The 15,716-nt window shown below is 36.4% G+C and carries 14 protein-coding genes and 1 other RNA gene; 13 read left to right on the top strand and 2 right to left on the bottom strand.

The features are described 5' to 3' along the window. Positions 1-20 precede the first annotated feature (20 nt). From tpiA to ssrA, 8 genes are all read left to right on the top strand, one after another. Positions 21-782, top strand: coding sequence for a triose-phosphate isomerase (gene tpiA, locus NYE52_RS17565; protein ID WP_341194234.1), 762 nt, complete (start codon positions 21-23; stop codon positions 780-782). Then, positions 775-2,310: a 2,3-bisphosphoglycerate-independent phosphoglycerate mutase gene (gene gpmI / locus NYE52_RS17560; RefSeq protein WP_341194233.1), complete on the top strand. Its 1,536-nt coding sequence runs from the start codon at positions 775-777 to the stop codon at positions 2,308-2,310. Before tpiA ends, gpmI begins: the two co-directional genes overlap by 8 nt. Positions 2,311-2,336: 26 nt before the next feature. After that, positions 2,337-3,632, top strand: coding sequence for a phosphopyruvate hydratase (gene eno / locus NYE52_RS17555; RefSeq protein ID WP_341194232.1), 1,296 nt, complete (start codon positions 2,337-2,339; stop codon positions 3,630-3,632). A gap of 483 nt (positions 3,633-4,115) precedes the next feature. Then, positions 4,116-4,349, top strand: coding sequence for a preprotein translocase subunit SecG (gene secG / locus NYE52_RS17550; RefSeq protein WP_031540682.1), 234 nt, complete (start codon positions 4,116-4,118; stop codon positions 4,347-4,349). Positions 4,350-4,600: 251 nt separating this feature from the next. Beyond that, positions 4,601-5,344 (top strand): alpha/beta hydrolase, encoded by a 744-nt coding sequence (locus tag NYE52_RS17545; RefSeq protein WP_341194231.1) that lies wholly within the window; start codon positions 4,601-4,603, stop codon positions 5,342-5,344. Positions 5,345-5,410: 66 nt separating this feature from the next. Then, on the top strand, positions 5,411-7,702 hold the full coding sequence (gene rnr / locus NYE52_RS17540; protein ID WP_445669151.1) for a ribonuclease R: 2,292 nt from the start codon (positions 5,411-5,413) through the stop codon (positions 7,700-7,702). A gap of 118 nt (positions 7,703-7,820) precedes the next feature. After that, positions 7,821-8,288 carry an SsrA-binding protein SmpB gene (smpB, locus tag NYE52_RS17535; RefSeq protein WP_341194229.1) on the top strand — a complete coding sequence of 156 codons (468 nt, stop codon included), beginning with the start codon at positions 7,821-7,823 and terminating at the stop codon, positions 8,286-8,288. Between the two features lie 166 nt (positions 8,289-8,454). After that, positions 8,455-8,790: a transfer-messenger RNA gene (ssrA, locus tag NYE52_RS17530) on the top strand. A 330-nt stretch (positions 8,791-9,120) separates the two neighbouring features. Here ssrA and NYE52_RS17525 read toward each other — a convergent pair. Then, a complete protein-coding gene (locus NYE52_RS17525; RefSeq protein WP_341194228.1) occupies positions 9,121-9,528 on the bottom strand; it encodes an LAGLIDADG family homing endonuclease in 408 nt (135 codons plus the stop codon). 252 nt (positions 9,529-9,780) lie between these two features. Here NYE52_RS17525 and NYE52_RS17520 point away from each other — a divergent pair, with 252 nt between their 5' ends. From NYE52_RS17520 to NYE52_RS17510, 3 genes are all read left to right on the top strand, one after another. After that, positions 9,781-10,131: a DoxX family protein gene (locus NYE52_RS17520; RefSeq protein ID WP_341194227.1), complete on the top strand. Its 351-nt coding sequence runs from the start codon at positions 9,781-9,783 to the stop codon at positions 10,129-10,131. Positions 10,132-10,334: 203 nt separating this feature from the next. Further along, complete coding sequence (locus tag NYE52_RS17515; protein ID WP_341194226.1) at positions 10,335-10,778, top strand: MarR family winged helix-turn-helix transcriptional regulator; 444 nt, start codon at positions 10,335-10,337, stop codon at positions 10,776-10,778. Between the two features lie 383 nt (positions 10,779-11,161). After that, positions 11,162-12,640, top strand: coding sequence for an aldehyde dehydrogenase family protein (locus NYE52_RS17510; RefSeq protein ID WP_341194225.1), 1,479 nt, complete (start codon positions 11,162-11,164; stop codon positions 12,638-12,640). A 97-nt stretch (positions 12,641-12,737) separates the two neighbouring features. On the opposite strand, the gene NYE52_RS17505 is transcribed toward NYE52_RS17510, so the two are convergent. Further along, complete coding sequence (locus tag NYE52_RS17505) at positions 12,738-12,944, bottom strand: YozQ family protein (protein ID WP_341194224.1); 207 nt, start codon at positions 12,942-12,944, stop codon at positions 12,738-12,740. A 447-nt stretch (positions 12,945-13,391) separates the two neighbouring features. Between NYE52_RS17505 and NYE52_RS17500 the strand changes: the two genes are divergently transcribed. Both NYE52_RS17500 and NYE52_RS17495 read left to right on the top strand, forming a co-directional pair. Continuing rightward, positions 13,392-14,747: an ABC transporter substrate-binding protein gene (locus NYE52_RS17500; RefSeq protein ID WP_341194223.1), complete on the top strand. Its 1,356-nt coding sequence runs from the start codon at positions 13,392-13,394 to the stop codon at positions 14,745-14,747. Between the two features lie 69 nt (positions 14,748-14,816). Continuing rightward, positions 14,817-15,716: a carbohydrate ABC transporter permease gene (locus NYE52_RS17495; protein ID WP_341194222.1), complete on the top strand. Its 900-nt coding sequence runs from the start codon at positions 14,817-14,819 to the stop codon at positions 15,714-15,716.

Here is a 15,716-nt window from a genome sequence, read left to right as displayed (position 1 = left end):
TGCATGAAAGGATGTAAACAATGCGCAAGCCAATTATTGCAGGTAACTGGAAAATGAACAAAACACTTCCTGAAGCGACTGAGTTCATTCTAGAAGTAAAAGCTTCTGTACCATCAAGTGAAAAAGTAGATACAGTTGTATGTGCTCCTGCGTTATTTTTAGGACAATTAGTAGAATTAACAGATGGCACAGATGTAAAAATCGGTGCTCAAAACATGCATTTCGAAAAAAATGGTGCATTCACTGGCGAAATTAGCCCAGTTGCATTAGAAAATATCGGTGCTAAATATGTAGTGCTTGGTCATTCTGAGCGTCGTGAGTTCTTTAACGAAACAGATGAATCTGTTAACAAAAAGACACTTGCTGCTTTTGAAAATGGCTTAACTCCAATCGTTTGCTGTGGTGAAACACTTGAGCAAAGAGAAAACGGCGAAACAAATGATTTCGTTGCATCTCAAGTAACAAAAGCACTTAACGGCTTAACTCCAGAACAAGCGAAAGCAACAGTTGTTGCATATGAGCCAATCTGGGCAATTGGAACAGGAAAATCTTCTACTTCTGCTGATGCAAACGAAGTATGTGCACATATTCGTAAAGTAGTTAGTGAACAATTTTCTCCAGAAGTTGCTGAGAGCATCCGTATTCAATACGGCGGTAGCGTAAAGCCTGAAAACATTAAAGAATATATGGCACAGCCAGATATCGACGGAGCATTAGTAGGTGGCGCTAGCCTAGAAGCTCAAAGCTTTTTAGCTTTATTGGAGGCAGGTAAGAATGAGTAAATCTCCAGTAGCTTTAATCATTTTAGATGGTTTTGCTTTAAGAAGCGAACGCATGGGAAATGCAGTAGCACAAGCAAATAAGCCTAATTTCGATAAATATTGGAACTCTTACCCTCATGCTACTTTAATAGCTAGTGGGGAAGCAGTTGGTCTTCCAGAAGGACAAATGGGTAACTCAGAAGTTGGACATTTAAATATCGGTGCCGGCCGGATCGTATATCAAAGTTTAACAAGAGTTAACGTTTCTATTAGAGAAGGCGAGTTTTACAAAAACGAAACTTTCGTTAATGCAATTAAGCATGTAAAAGAAAACGGCAAAAATCTTCATTTATTTGGATTATTATCCGATGGTGGAGTTCATAGCCATATTGAGCATATGTTTGCACTTCTTCGTTTAGCTAAAGAAGAAGGTGTAGAAAATGTATATATTCACGGTATTCTAGATGGTCGAGACGTCGGTCAAAAGACTGCTGAAAAATATATTAAAGCAACACAAGAAAAAATCGCAGAATACGGTGTAGGTCAATTTGCTACTATTTCTGGACGCTACTACTCAATGGATAGAGATAAACGTTGGGATCGCGTAGAAAAATCATACCGTGCTATGGTATATGGCGATGGACCAGCATACTCTGATCCATTACAAGTAGTAGAGGATAATTACAATAACGGAATCTTTGATGAGTTCGTACTTCCATCTGTAATCACACAAGAGAACGGGGAACCAGTTGCGACAATCAAAGATGAAGATGCTGTTATTTTCTATAACTTCCGTCCTGACCGTGCGATTCAAATTTCTAATACTTTCACAAATGAGGACTTCCGTTCTTTCGATCGTGGAGAAAAACATCCAAAAAATCTTTACTTTGTATGTTTAACTCATTTTAGTGAAACAGTAAATGGGTATGTTGCATTCAAGCCAACAAACTTAGATAACACATTAGGTGAAGTTCTTTCGCAAAACGGATTAACTCAACTTCGTATTGCTGAAACAGAAAAGTATCCACATGTTACTTTCTTTATGAGCGGTGGACGCGAAGCCGAGTTCCCTGGTGAAAAACGTATCTTAATCAATTCACCTAAAGTGGCAACCTATGATTTACAACCTGAAATGAGTGCGCATGAAGTTACAGATGCACTATTGAAGGAAATTGAAGCAGATAATTTTGATGCAATTATTCTAAACTTCGCTAACCCTGATATGGTTGGGCATTCCGGAATGCTTGAGCCAACAATCAAAGCGATTGAAACAGTAGACGAATGTTTAGGAAAAATTATCACTTTAATTGAACAAAAGGGTGGTAAAGCAATTATCACCGCTGACCATGGTAATTCTGATGAAGTGGTAACACTTGACGGAACACCAATGACAGCACACACAACAAATCCAGTTCCTGTAATCGTAACAGATAAGAATGCTGAATTACGTACAGATGGTATTTTAGGAGATCTTGCTCCTACTATGTTAGATTTATTAGGAATTGATAAGCCAGCAGAAATGACTGGTACATCTATTATTAAAAAATAAGTTATAAATTAAAGGAGAGAATAAATATGCCTTATATTCAACAAGTTTATGCTCGTGAAGTATTAGATTCACGCGGTAACCCAACAGTAGAAGTAGAAGTATTAACTGAATCAGGATTCTTTGGTCGCGCACTAGTTCCATCTGGTGCTTCAACTGGTGAATACGAAGCAGTTGAATTACGTGATGGTGACAAATCTCGTTACCTTGGTAAAGGTGTTCTTAAAGCAGTAGAAAACGTAAACGAAGTAATTGCTGAAGCAATTATCGGTATGGACGTTACAGATCAAGTTGGAATCGACAGAACTATGATCGAACTTGATGGTACAGAAAACAAAGGTAAATTAGGAGCTAACGCAATCCTTGGTGTATCTATGGCTGCTGCACATGCTGCTGCTGAAGTTGTAGGTCTTCCATTATACCGTTACCTTGGTGGATTCAATGCTAAACAATTACCAACTCCAATGATGAACATCATCAACGGTGGTTCACATGCTGATAACAACGTTGACTTCCAAGAATTCATGATTTTACCAGTAGGAGCTCCAACTTTCAAAGAAGCTCTACGTACTGGTGCAGAAGTATTCCATGCTTTAAAATCAGTTCTTTCTGCTAAAGGTTTAAACACAGCTGTAGGTGACGAAGGTGGATTCGCTCCAAACCTTGGTTCTAACCGTGAAGCATTAGAAGTAATCATCGAAGCAATCAAAAAAGCTGGATACGAGCCAGGTAAAGACGTATTCTTAGGAATGGACGTTGCTTCTTCTGAATTCTATAACAAAGAAACTGGTAAATACGATCTTGCAGGAGAAGGCCGCACTGGTTTAACTTCTGAAGAATTAGTAAGCTTCTACGAAGAATTAGTTAGCGAATTCCCAATCATCTCTATTGAAGATGGTTTAGATGAAAACGACTGGGAAGGTCACAAATTATTAACAGACCGTATCGGTTCAAAAGTACAATTAGTAGGTGACGATTTATTCGTTACAAACACTAAAAAATTAGCTGAAGGTATTGAAAAAGGAATTGCAAACTCAATCCTTATCAAAGTTAACCAAATTGGTACTTTAACTGAAACTTTCGAAGCTATCGAAATGGCTAAACGTGCTGGCTACACAGCAGTAGTTTCTCACCGTTCTGGTGAAACAGAAGATGCTACAATCGCTGACATCGCTGTTGCTACAAACGCTGGTCAAATCAAGACTGGTTCATTATCTCGTACAGACCGTATTGCTAAATACAACCAACTTCTTCGCATCGAAGACGAGCTTGGCGAATTAGCAGTATATGATGGTCTTAAATCTTTCTACAACCTTAAGAAATAATTTAAGTTAAGGTTCCTTAACTTGATAAGCACTCTAGCTTTAGGAGTATCCTTATAGCTAGGGTGCTTTTTTATTTATTTAGTTATTAAAGGGAAATAGAGAATGGTGTAAGTCACTATAGCAAAAAGGAAAGGCAAGAAAAGGTAATAGAGAACCTCCTCTGAGCCCAAAAACAAGAGCCCCATCAAGAAAAGGTTACAGAGAAGCATTCTCTAAGCCCAAAAACAACAAGAGTTGCATCAAGAATAGGTAACAGAGAAGCGTCCTCTAATCCCAAGAGCCCAAGTACCTTTAGAAAAAGTAACAGACCGAAAAACTATCAAACACCAATCCTTAATTAAAAGCGTCCTATCCAAAATATAAGCCCAACAAATACATTCTACTAATTATTATGACAAAGACGCGACATACTATTGTGACAAAACATAAAATATGATACATTTAAAGTAATGTAGGTTGGTTTTAATGGAGGTGTTTGATATGATACACACAGTTTTGATTACTTTATTGATTATCGTGGCGATTGCATTAATCGTAGTAGTACTTCTTCAAAATGGTAAGAGTGCTGGACTATCTGGAGCAATTTCTGGTGGTGCAGAGCAGTTATTTGGTAAGCAAAAAGCACGTGGTTTAGAATTAATCCTTCACAATGCAACAATCGTTTTAGCAATTTTATTCTTTGTATTAACGATTGCAGTTAGTTATTTTGATCTATAATAACGAAATTCGGTATAGATAAAAAAACCTGGCCAAGAAAGGTCAGGTTTTTTTTCGGAAAACAAATTGGTTTATACATAAGTGTTGATTAAAATGAAGGAATGACCATTAATAAGGGATAATCATATTACTGGATTCTTCCATTTCTTTTTTACTAAAATAGAAGGATAGTTCTTTTTCTAACAAACATAGTAATTTTAATTATATATAAGGGTGAAGGAGAAAATAATAAGATAAAGGAGCGCTATCAAATGAAAATAGTAGAACAGAAACCATTAACGTTTAAAGGAGATAATAATCGTGCTGTGCTGTTACTGCATGGCTTTACAGGCAATACATCTGATGTGCGTTTGCTAGGTAGATATTTAAATACAAAGGGGTATACATGCTATGTTCCTTTATATAAAGGTCATGGTGTGCCGCCAGAGGAATTAGTGGAGTCTGGACCGAAAGATTGGTGGAAGGATGTAACAGAAGCCTACCAGCATTTGAAAGATATGGGGTATGAAGAAATTGCCGTTGGTGGACTATCCTTAGGAGGGGTATTTTCCCTTAAATTAGGTTACACTGTACCTGTAAAGGGTATCGTAACGATGTGTGCTCCAATGTACATTAAGAGTGAAAAAGTAATGTATGAAGGAGTACTCGAATATGCCCGAAATTATAAGCAACGTGAGAAGAAATCAGAAGAAGTCATCGAGCAGGAAATGGCACAGTTTAAGCCGATGAATACACTAAAGGAATTACAGAATCTAATAAAAGAAGTGAGAGAATCTGTTGATCTTATTTATTCACCAGTTTTTGTTATCCAAGCCCGGCATGATCAAATGATTGATACAAATAGTGCTAATATTATTTATGAAGAAGTGGAATCGATTCACAAAGACATAAAGTGGTATGAAAACTCACGTCATGTTATTACACATGATAAAGAGAAGGAACAGGTTTTTGAAGATTTCTATCAGTTTTTAGAAAAACTAGATTGGAAAGAATGAGAAGCAAAGGAGGTTTTTTGTTTGGAAGATATAATCAAGGAAAATGTCGAGAAGTTATTAACCTATATGAAAGACGAAGCTTATAAACCATTAACGGTACAAGAATTAGAAGAGGCTTTTGGAATAGAGGATTCTTCACATTTTAAAGACTTCGTGAAGGCACTTGTTCAGATGGAAGAGAAGGGACTCGTTGTTCGTACGAGAAGCAATCGTTATGGTTTACCGGAAAGAATGAACCTTATCCGTGGTAAACTTGCAGGTCATGCAAAAGGGTTTGCTTTCGTTATCCCAGAAGAACAAGGGATGGATGATATTTTTATTCCACCGAATGAAGTGAAAACAGCATTAAACGGAGACATTGTTTTAGCTCGTGTAACTTCTGAGAGTTCAGGGCAAAGAAGAGAAGGTACAATCGTCCGAATTATTGAAAGAGGCGTACAGCAAATAGTTGGTACATATTCGGAAAGCAAGCATTTTGGCTTTGTGATACCAGATGATAAGAAAATAGCCACAGATATTTTTATCCCAAAAGGTAGCACAAAAGGGGCTATTGAAGGGCATAAAGTAGTTGTTAAATTAACTTCCTATCCAGAAGGCAGAAAGAATGCAGAAGGGGAAGTTATCAAAATACTTGGCCATAAGAATGATCCAGGTGTTGATATCTTATCGGTAATACATAAGCATGGATTACCACTAGCTTTTCCTGATAATGTGCTAGATCAAGCGAATAGTGCTCCAGATACGATAGATGAAAAGGAAATTGCAAACAGACGCGATTTACGTAATGAAACAATTGTCACCATTGATGGTGCAGACGCAAAAGATTTGGATGATGCGGTTACTGTTACAATTTTAGAAAACGGTCATTATAAATTAGGGGTTCATATTGCCGATGTTACTTACTATGTAACAGAAAATTCCCCTATTGATGTGGAAGCAGAGGAAAGAGGAACGAGTGTTTATTTAGTAGACCGCGTGATTCCAATGATTCCGCATCGTTTATCAAATGGAATATGTTCCTTAAATCCAAAAGTAGATCGCTTGACTCTTTCCTGTGAGATGGAAATCTCACCAGAGGGGGAAGTAGTGAAGCATGAAATTTTCCAAAGTGTCATTAAGACGACAGAGAGAATGACCTATGCTGATGTGAATTCGATTTTACACGAAAAAGATGAAGCATTGAGAGCTAAATACGAAGGGCTAGTGCCTATGTTTGAGCGTATGGAAGAGCTAGCTGCAATTCTTCGTAAAAAACGGATGACACGCGGTGCAATTGACTTTGATTTTAAAGAATCAAAGGTACTTGTAGATGAGGATGGAAAGCCACAGGATGTTATTTTACGAGAACGTTCTGTTGCAGAAAAACTAATCGAAGAGTTTATGCTCGTTGCCAATGAAACAGTGGCTGAACATTTTCATTGGATGCAGGTTCCGTTTATTTATCGTATTCACGAAGATCCAAAAGAAGAAAAGCTACGAAGATTCTTCGAGTTTATTACCAACTTTGGCTATATTGTGAAGGGGACAGCAAATTCAGTACATCCTAGAGCATTACAAGAAATAATTGAAGCAGTTCAGGGAACTCCTGAGGAGATGGTTATTTCAACGGTAATGCTGCGTTCCATGCAACAGGCGAAATACTACCCTGAGAGTCTAGGTCATTTTGGTTTATCAACTGAATTCTATACGCATTTTACTTCACCTATCAGACGTTATCCAGATTTAATTGTACACCGCTTGATTCGTACGTATTTAATTGAAGGGGATATTAGTTCTGCTACGCAGGAAAAATGGAATAGCCGCTTAACGGAGATTGCCGAGCACTCTTCCAGTATGGAAAGAAGATCAGTAGAGGCAGAGCGTGAAACAGATGAGTTGAAGAAATCAGAATACATGCTTGATAAAATCGGTGAGGAATATGATGGTATTATTAGCTCCGTTACGAATTTTGGAATGTTTGTAGAGCTAACCAATACAATCGAAGGACTCGTCCATGTTAGCTATTTGACTGATGATTACTATCGTTATGATGAACGCCATTTTGCCATGATTGGGGAAAGAACAGGAAAAGTCTTCCGTATTGGAGACGAAATTACAGTGCGTGTCGTAAATGTAAATAAAGATGAACGCGCAATTGACTTTGAAATTGTCGGCATGAAGGGAACACGCCGCAGAGATCCAAAGAAAGACGGCAAGGTATTCTCCACTGGTAGTGTCTCTCGTGCACCGCGCAAAGGTAAATCAGATAGAGACACGGATCGTAAAGGAAAACCAGGAGAATCGCGACGAAAAGGAAAGAATGATAGAAAACACTTTGAGAATGCACCAAAAGCAAAGAGAAAGAAAAAGAAACGTTAACGGTAAATAGGCATATTTTATGCATGTGGTTCCTTTTAAAGAAGAAACCACATGCAGGGGATGTTTGAATAATAGACATTCTTTTGTTAAAATTATTGGCAGAGTAGGGGGAAGAGGCATGCCAAAAGGTGAAGGGAAATTAGTTGCACAGAATAAAAAAGCAAATCATGATTACTTTATTGAAGAGACTTACGAGGCAGGACTTGTTCTTCAAGGTACAGAAATTAAAGCAATTCGTGCTGGAAGAGTAAACTTAAAGGAATCATATGCGCGCATTATTAATGGAGAGGTATTCCTGCTCGGGATGCATATTAGCCCATATGAGCAAGGGAACCGTTATAATCATGATCCTTTAAGAACAAGAAAGCTTTTATTACATCGAAAACAAATCAATAAATTAATTGGGGATACAAAAGAAGTAGGTTACTCTCTAGTCCCGCTAAAAATTTATTTTAAAAATGGTTTTGCAAAGGTTTTGATTGGTCTAGGTAAGGGTAAAAAGAACTATGATAAGCGTGAAACCTTAAAACGTAAAGAAGCAAATCGTAGCATCGAACGTGCTTTACGTGAAAGGCAAAAAATGTAATCCAAAACTTTACAATTGAAATACGCTTCAGTTATGTTATAATTAGTTATGTCGATAAGACAACATAACTTTAAGCTCCTATTTCAGAGCTTCCGAAACGTTAGCTTAAATGCTAAGAATCTTGTAATGTAACAATTACCTGATTTTATCCTAATAATGGGGACGCTACGGATTCGACAGGGATAGTTCGAGCTTAGGTTGCGAGTCGAGGGGATCGGCCTCGTTAAAACGTCAAAGCCTATAACTGGCAAACAACAAAACAACTTCGCTTTAGCTGCTTAATAGCGCTTAGCGGTTCCTCCCTCCATCGCCCATGTGGTAGGGTCAGGGACTCACTTTAAGTGGGCTACGCCGGATTCCACCGTCTGAGGAAGAAGGAAGAGAACAACCAGACTAGCTTATCGGACGCCTGTCAACAGGCAGAAGAATAAGCGAATTGCGAATATGTTGACTACACTCGTAGAAGCTTAAGTGCCGATGTTTCTGGACGTGGGTTCGATTAATTTTAGTCGCCTTGTATGGTAACATACAAGTGAAAATCTGGCTTTATCGGTGAAACCTAAGTCACATTAACTGTGATAAGGCAATGCCGAGCGGTATGTGAAGTAATTCAACAGCCGTGTATCGACTTATAGGCTGCCAAGAATTTGGTAGCACTAGGATACGGAATTCTACATTTAAAGTAAATTTATATTTCGTATAAGACGCCAGAGGACCTAACTAAATATTACAGGTTCAAGATATAGTCAGTGCCATGACGAAAGCATGGAATTGCACGTCCCACCGTCTCCACCAAATACATATTTGGTGGTTTTTATTTTGTCTAAAAAAATCAGAGATTAAAGAATTCAGATTCAAAATATTGTTTCTCTTTAAGCATTATTTTATTATATTTTCCATTTCTAGGTGTAACTTTATTGTAGTTATTTAAAATCCATAGGGCTCTATTTCTTTTCTTATGGATTCGTAAAAAGGGAGAGATTCGCTCCAAAATAAAAAATACATCATTTTTCTTTTTTATTACTAACGTATAAGAATTCTTATGAATATCAGGTTCGTAGTTCTTTTTCCGTATTAATACACCACCTATCAATTGGTGAAGGTAATCTAGTAACTCTTTATCTGTGGAGGGGATAGTAATACATAGTCTTCTGTATTCCCCCTTATGCATTTTTGTTAAAGTAATACTACCTTCTCCATCAATAATTCCTGCGAGATATGCAGCCTCCCATTGTTCCAATATATTACCTCCTGAGTGATATTTATGTATAAGAATATTTTAGAAAAAATAGAACGTCAACAAAAAAATGTTTTTTTCTGGGCTTTGTAAAAATAGACAAGCAATAATACTTGATTTAAATAAGAATATACACAACCTAAAAATCATTCATCAGGTTGTTTTTTTATTGACAAAAATTTATCCTAATGCTAGGATGAATAAGTCCTAATATTAGGATAAATATTTTTAGGGTAAAGGGAGAGAATATAAATAATGATATTATCAATTATTTTACAAGTTTTATTAGGGGTAGGATTCCTAATGTTTGGCTTTATGAAGTTGGGTTCAAAGCAAATGGTTGAGGGATTCAAGCATTATGGGTATCCAGGATGGTTTAGAGTGTTCACAGGTTTAGTGGAAATTCTTTCAGCTGTATTCGTTATTGTAGGTATTTGGAATGAAACAGTGGCTGCTTGGGGCGGATTATTAATCGTTGTCACAATGATTGGAGCAATTATTACACATATTAAAATTAAAGATGCGGTTAAAAGTATGATGATGCCAATCATTTTATTACTATTAGGGTTCATTGTATTATTTATTAATTTTGAATCATTGCTTTAAGTCTAGTAAAATAAAGAGTGAATTCAATGAATGAGTAAATTCCAGGATACTATTAGGAGTTTGGCAATAGTTGAAAAGAAAAAAAAATCTGCTTTCGTTGAATCTAAAGGAAAACTTCAAATACCAATAGCGATTCCAACTGAAGTTAATTATCCTTTATATAGATAAATAAAATGACCTAAATATTTAAAGGAGGTTAAGTCGTGGAAAATCAAAATGATCTGGATTTGAGATTGTTTCGCATATGGTTGAAGGCTTCCAAGGCTGTTGTTACCAATATTCAGAAGGATATTGAAAGTCATAAAATCAATAGTGAAAATTTTATGATTCTTGAATTGCTTTACAGTAAAGGACCACATCCTGTTCAAAAGATTAGTGAGGTTTTTTCAATCCCTAGTGGAAGTATTACCTATGTAGTAGACAAGCTAGAAAAGAAAGGGCTTGTAGAAAGACAGCCCAACCCCAATGATAGAAGAGCATCTAACGTCGTCCTGACGAAGGAAGGACGAGCGCTGTTTGATGAGATTTTTCCTAAACACGTTGCAACCATTTCGGAAAATTTATCCTTTATCTCAAATGAGGAAAAAGTACTGCTAGCTGATCTATTAAAGAAAATTGGAATGGGTGCAGAAGGTTTGGAGAAATAGATAGTCTGGGTAATATTAAACGAATTTGTGTTAAAGTTTAAATCGATAATTTAGATTATAATTCAATATATAAGTGTAATTACGAATAGCAGATGCTACCTAAATTGTAGTATTTGCTATTCTTTTTTTATTTTTATTGGAATGGGAAATCTTCTAAGCATCAAGTGGGGAAAATTACAAAGCTAATTGTGTTTTCCTGCTTGATAAAAGAGGAATAATTATAAAGACTCCCATTATCTTAGTTGAAGTGATTTGTAATTGCGTTTCTCTGTTTGTATGGAATGGGAAGAATTGTCTAATTTCAACATACTTATCGTATATACTGTAACAACCTAATTCATACTAATTATGTTAATGAAGAATCGAAAAGGAGGCATCATAATATGCCAAATGAACCAATTACCATACATGCCATTATCAATGGAGAGAAAGTACCAACGGAAAAACAGGCTCCTCGTGAAAATCCTACCCATCCTGATGAGATTGTAGGATACGCTCCACTTAATACGAAAGAGGAAACGGTACAAGCGATAGATGCAGCATATGATGCTTTAAAAAAATGGGCATGGACGAAAGTAGAGGATCGAATTGAAAGAATGGAGCGGGCTATCCAAAAAATAAAGGACGCAACCCCTGAAATAGCTACCTTATTATCAAGAGAACATGGGAAGGCATTATATGATTCTAAAGGAGAAATCGCTATTTCACTTATGTGGATGGAATTTGCTTGCAAGAATGTGAAGAAGGTTGTTAGTCCACAGGAAAAAGTGCATGAAAATGGAAGAACCATTATTACCTATGATCCAGTGGGGGTTGTTTCTGCCATTTCACCATGGAATTATCCAATTTCTTTATCCACCATCAAAATTGCTCCAGCATTATTGACTGGAAATACTATGGTTGTTAAACCTAGTCCATTTGCACCTTTAGCTGTTAGCAAAGTGGTTGAAATAATTGCAAATGAATTTCCCCCTGGTGTTCTCAATCTTGTCCATGGGGATGCAGAAGTGGGTGTGGAGCTAACATCTAATCCTAAGGTTGCGAAAATTGCCTTTACTGGTGGAACAAAAACTGCCAAAAGTATTATGAAAGCTGCATCAGAAACAATCAAAAAGATGACCTTGGAGCTAGGCGGAAATGATGCTGCAATTGTCTTAGAGGATTTTGATGTTAACGACGAAAGAGCTATGAGAAGAATGGTCATTTCAAACTTTTTAACAGCAGGACAAATTTGTATGATTGCTAAACGGATATATGTCCATCGTTCCATCTATGATACCTTTGTAGAAAAATATATAGAAGCTGCAAATAAATGGATAAGGGTTGGTGATCCTTTTAATCCAGATGTGACTGTCGGTCCTGTAAATAATATAAACCAGGTGAAATATGTACGCAGCCTTGTAGAAAATGCTAAAAGTAAAGGTGCAAAAGTTATTCCATTAGGGAAAATACTAAATCCGGACCTAATGGACAACGGTTATTTCCTTCAGCCAACTTTAGTACTAGGAGCAGATTATCATGATCCGATTGTAGTCGAAGAGCAATTTGGACCAACTGTACCAATATTGCCATTTGATGATGAAGAGCAAGTAATCGAATTGCATAATGAAAGTATATACGGTTTAACAAGCTCTGTTTGGGGTGAGGAAGAGCATGCTGTAAATGTAGCACGCAGAATTGAAGCAGGTACAACCATGATTAATACAGCGGCTGTTCAAGGTCTGGATGTTCAGTTCCCATTTGGAGGAGTGAAGCAGTCTGGTGTAGGAAGAGAGTATGGGGAGGAAGGATTAAAATCTTATGTAGAGACACATGTCATCAATCTTCCGAAAACGCTAGAGTTACCATATATTCCTGAGTAAAGCAGCAAACTTAGTTTGAAAAATGTATTAATCGGAATAAAAGCAATAAAAATAGGGACTATTTCCTTCACTTAGGAAGTAGTCCCTATTTTAGCTGTTACTTCTTCGTTTTTTTCCCTATTTGAACATCTTCTCCATCTACATCATCAATTACGGCACCAATCTCCCCTTCTGTATATGTATCAGTAGCTTGTTCATGAGTAGTTGCCAAGCCAGAAGAAAGTTGGTCCTTTTTTTCATAATCACTTGGATCAAAAACACGTCCTGCAACTTCCGTATTTTGATCAGCATTCTTTTTTTTCAATGTGAACACTCCTTTTCGTAATAACTTCTACAGATGTATTTTCTTCTAAATGTTAAAAAATTACTCATGGAATTTTTGTTTTAGTGAAAAAGAATAGCATCTAGTATCTTATAAAGTTGAGAAAAAAAGTATTTTATTTTGGCTTCGAATTCAAAAAAAGATGTGTGGTCAAATTTATTAGGGGCACTATCATTAGTGTTGTTTAGATAACTCCTTTTCTAATGGCTGCAAAATAATGAAGTTAGAAATAACAACATAAATTTAATCATAATATACGTACATTTTAAAATTAAAAATAAAAAAGTACGTATAAAAAATGTACATAAAAATTTGTGAATCGTAATATACCTAATGATGAAAGCGTTTTAATTTTAGGGGGTGATCTTGTCAATCTATATAAAATACTTGAATTTCTGGCATTATAAAAATCGAATGGGGGCAAATTTTATGAGGTTACCCAAAAAAGGATTTTTCTATTTTGTTATTCTATTGATGACTGTTTTAGTTGTTGGTTGTTCGAGTTCCTCTAGTGGTAATGGGAAAAAAACAGAAGAGGTAGAATCAGTAGTTACTACAGTAGGTCCAGAAGATGGGGCGAAAATGGACATGTGGTTGTTCGTTGATTTACATCAAAAGTTCTATACGGAAATGTTAAATAAATGGAATGAGGAAAACCCAAATAAGCAAATACAAATTAAGTTTACCGTATATCCTTATGCAGATATGCATACAAAGCTTACTTTATCCGTTCAATCAGGTGAGGGGATTCCCGATTTAGCAGATGTTGAAATTGGCCAATTTCCTAACTTTTTAGACGGAGAAGTACCATGGTTGGCATTGAATAGCTACGTAGAACTGTATAAGGCGGATTTAGTGACATCCCGATTAGATGCGTATGAAAAAGACGGTAATTACTATGGAGTACCGACACATGTTGGGGCTACTGTGATGTATTATAATACAGAAATTTTAGAAAAATATGGTATTGATTATACACAAATTAAGACATGGGATGATTTTACAGCTGCAGGTGAAAAATTAAAAGAGGCTTCTAATGGTGAAGTTTATATGACTTCAGTTGATACTGGTGGCGCTGACTGGCTAACTTTAGCTATGTCTGAATATGGAGAATCGTGGGTAGAAAATCCTGATAAAGCAAATGTGGAGCTAGATTCTTTAAATAATATGCTAACAATGCAACAAAGCTGGTTGGAAAGTGGTATTGCAGAAGTAACTCCAGGGGGACAAATTGATACAGAGCAAGGCTACGCAACAGTTGCAAAAGGGGAAGTGGCTGCATTCCCTAAAGCGATTTGGTATATGTCTCGATTTACAGACTATATGCCAGAAATGTCTGGTAAATTTGCTATTGCACCAGCCCCTGTATTTGAAGAAGGACAAAAACGTTCGAATGGTGCAGGTGGTACAGGAACAGTTGTCTATAAAGAATCTGAAAATGCTGAACTAGCAGCAGAATTTATGACTTGGGCAAAATTGACGGAAGAAGGCGGAGAGCAAATTTGGAATATCCTTGGTTTTGACCCAGTGAATACGAAGGTGTGGACAAACAAAGAAATTACTCATAATCAAGAGAACGAATATGTTCAATACTTTGTTAATAATCCATTCGATACATTACTAGAAATTCAAGATGAAGTAAATCTAATTAAAACAGTGCCAATTACTACTACTATTAATGAAGCGTTTAATTTAACCACATTAAATGAAGTTCTAGAGAATGGCGCTGAGGTAAAGCAAGCACTTGAAGATGCACAGGCAGAGGTAGATTTTGAGCAAGAATAAGCTAAGTCTTTAAGATTGCCTCATATAGGCAATCTTAAAGACTCTTGATAGAGAAGGAGAGGAATGAATTTGAAAAAGATCCAAGCTTTTTTATTCTCTCAGAAGATTGCACCTTATGTGTTTATTTTACCGTTTATCGTTAGCTTGTCTTTCTTCTGGATATATCCAATGTATTCGACCATAAATATGAGTTTTCATAATATTGGAAACGGATACAGTGAGTATATCGGGCTTGCAAATTATGAAAAGCTATTAGGTGATAAAGTATTTCATATTGCTGTTAGAAATAGTGTCATCTATACGATTTTTACGTTAATTATTTTGATTCCTATTCCAATGCTCTGCGCATTTTTATTAAATTCGAAAAGTGTAGTTGGTAAGAGAATTTATAAATCCATTATTTATTTGCCAGCATTGGTTTCAGTAGTTGTTGCAGGTATTTTATTTCGATATATGTTTAGTGAAATGGATACAGGTCTTATGAATCAAATCCTGAATTTTTTTGGCCTTGAGTCAAAACAATGGCTGAAAAATTGGGGAACGGGGATGTTTGCACTTCTATTATTAGCAACGTGGAGATGGACTGGTGTAAACACTTTATATTTTGAGGCTGGGTTAAGCTCGATTGATGAAGTTCTTTATGAATCAGCAAAAGTCGACGGAGCTAATGCATGGCAGAGATTTTGGCATATCACTTTACCATTATTAAAACCAACAAGAATTTATGTTACAACGATTAGTATATATGCTGGATTAGCCATGTTTCTTGAAAGCTTTATGATTTATGGAAGCAATAATTCTCCCAAAAATATAGGATTAACGATTGTTGGATATTTGTATAGACGAGGAATTGAAAAGAATGATTTAGGATATGCCTCTGCTGTTGGCTTAGTCTTATTGATTGTTGCTTTATCTATTAGCATGGTGTACCTGGTTTCAAGCGGCATGTTTAAAAAGGAGGCCAAATAG

It is taken from the genome of Niallia sp. FSL W8-0635, assembly GCF_038007965.1.
Lineage (GTDB): Bacteria > Bacillota > Bacilli > Bacillales > Cytobacillaceae > Niallia.
Note: the sequence above shows the minus strand (reverse complement) of the source record. Positions and strands in the feature narration are given on the sequence as shown.

Bases quoted from the DNA above. Each gene is read 5' to 3' on its own strand.
- tpiA (WP_341194234.1), top strand. From the start codon at position 21: ATGCGCAAGCCAATTATTGCAGGTAACTGGAAAATGAACAAAACACTT.
- gpmI (WP_341194233.1), top strand. From the start codon at position 775: ATGAGTAAATCTCCAGTAGCTTTAATCATTTTAGATGGTTTTGCTTTA.
- eno (WP_341194232.1), top strand. From the start codon at position 2,337: ATGCCTTATATTCAACAAGTTTATGCTCGTGAAGTATTAGATTCACGC.
- NYE52_RS17545 (WP_341194231.1), top strand. From the start codon at position 4,601: ATGAAAATAGTAGAACAGAAACCATTAACGTTTAAAGGAGATAATAAT.
- rnr (WP_445669151.1), top strand. From the start codon at position 5,411: ATGAAAGACGAAGCTTATAAACCATTAACGGTACAAGAATTAGAAGAG.
- smpB (WP_341194229.1), top strand. From the start codon at position 7,821: ATGCCAAAAGGTGAAGGGAAATTAGTTGCACAGAATAAAAAAGCAAAT.
- NYE52_RS17520 (WP_341194227.1), top strand. From the start codon at position 9,781: ATGATATTATCAATTATTTTACAAGTTTTATTAGGGGTAGGATTCCTA.
- NYE52_RS17510 (WP_341194225.1), top strand. From the start codon at position 11,162: ATGCCAAATGAACCAATTACCATACATGCCATTATCAATGGAGAGAAA.
- NYE52_RS17500 (WP_341194223.1), top strand. From the start codon at position 13,392: ATGAGGTTACCCAAAAAAGGATTTTTCTATTTTGTTATTCTATTGATG.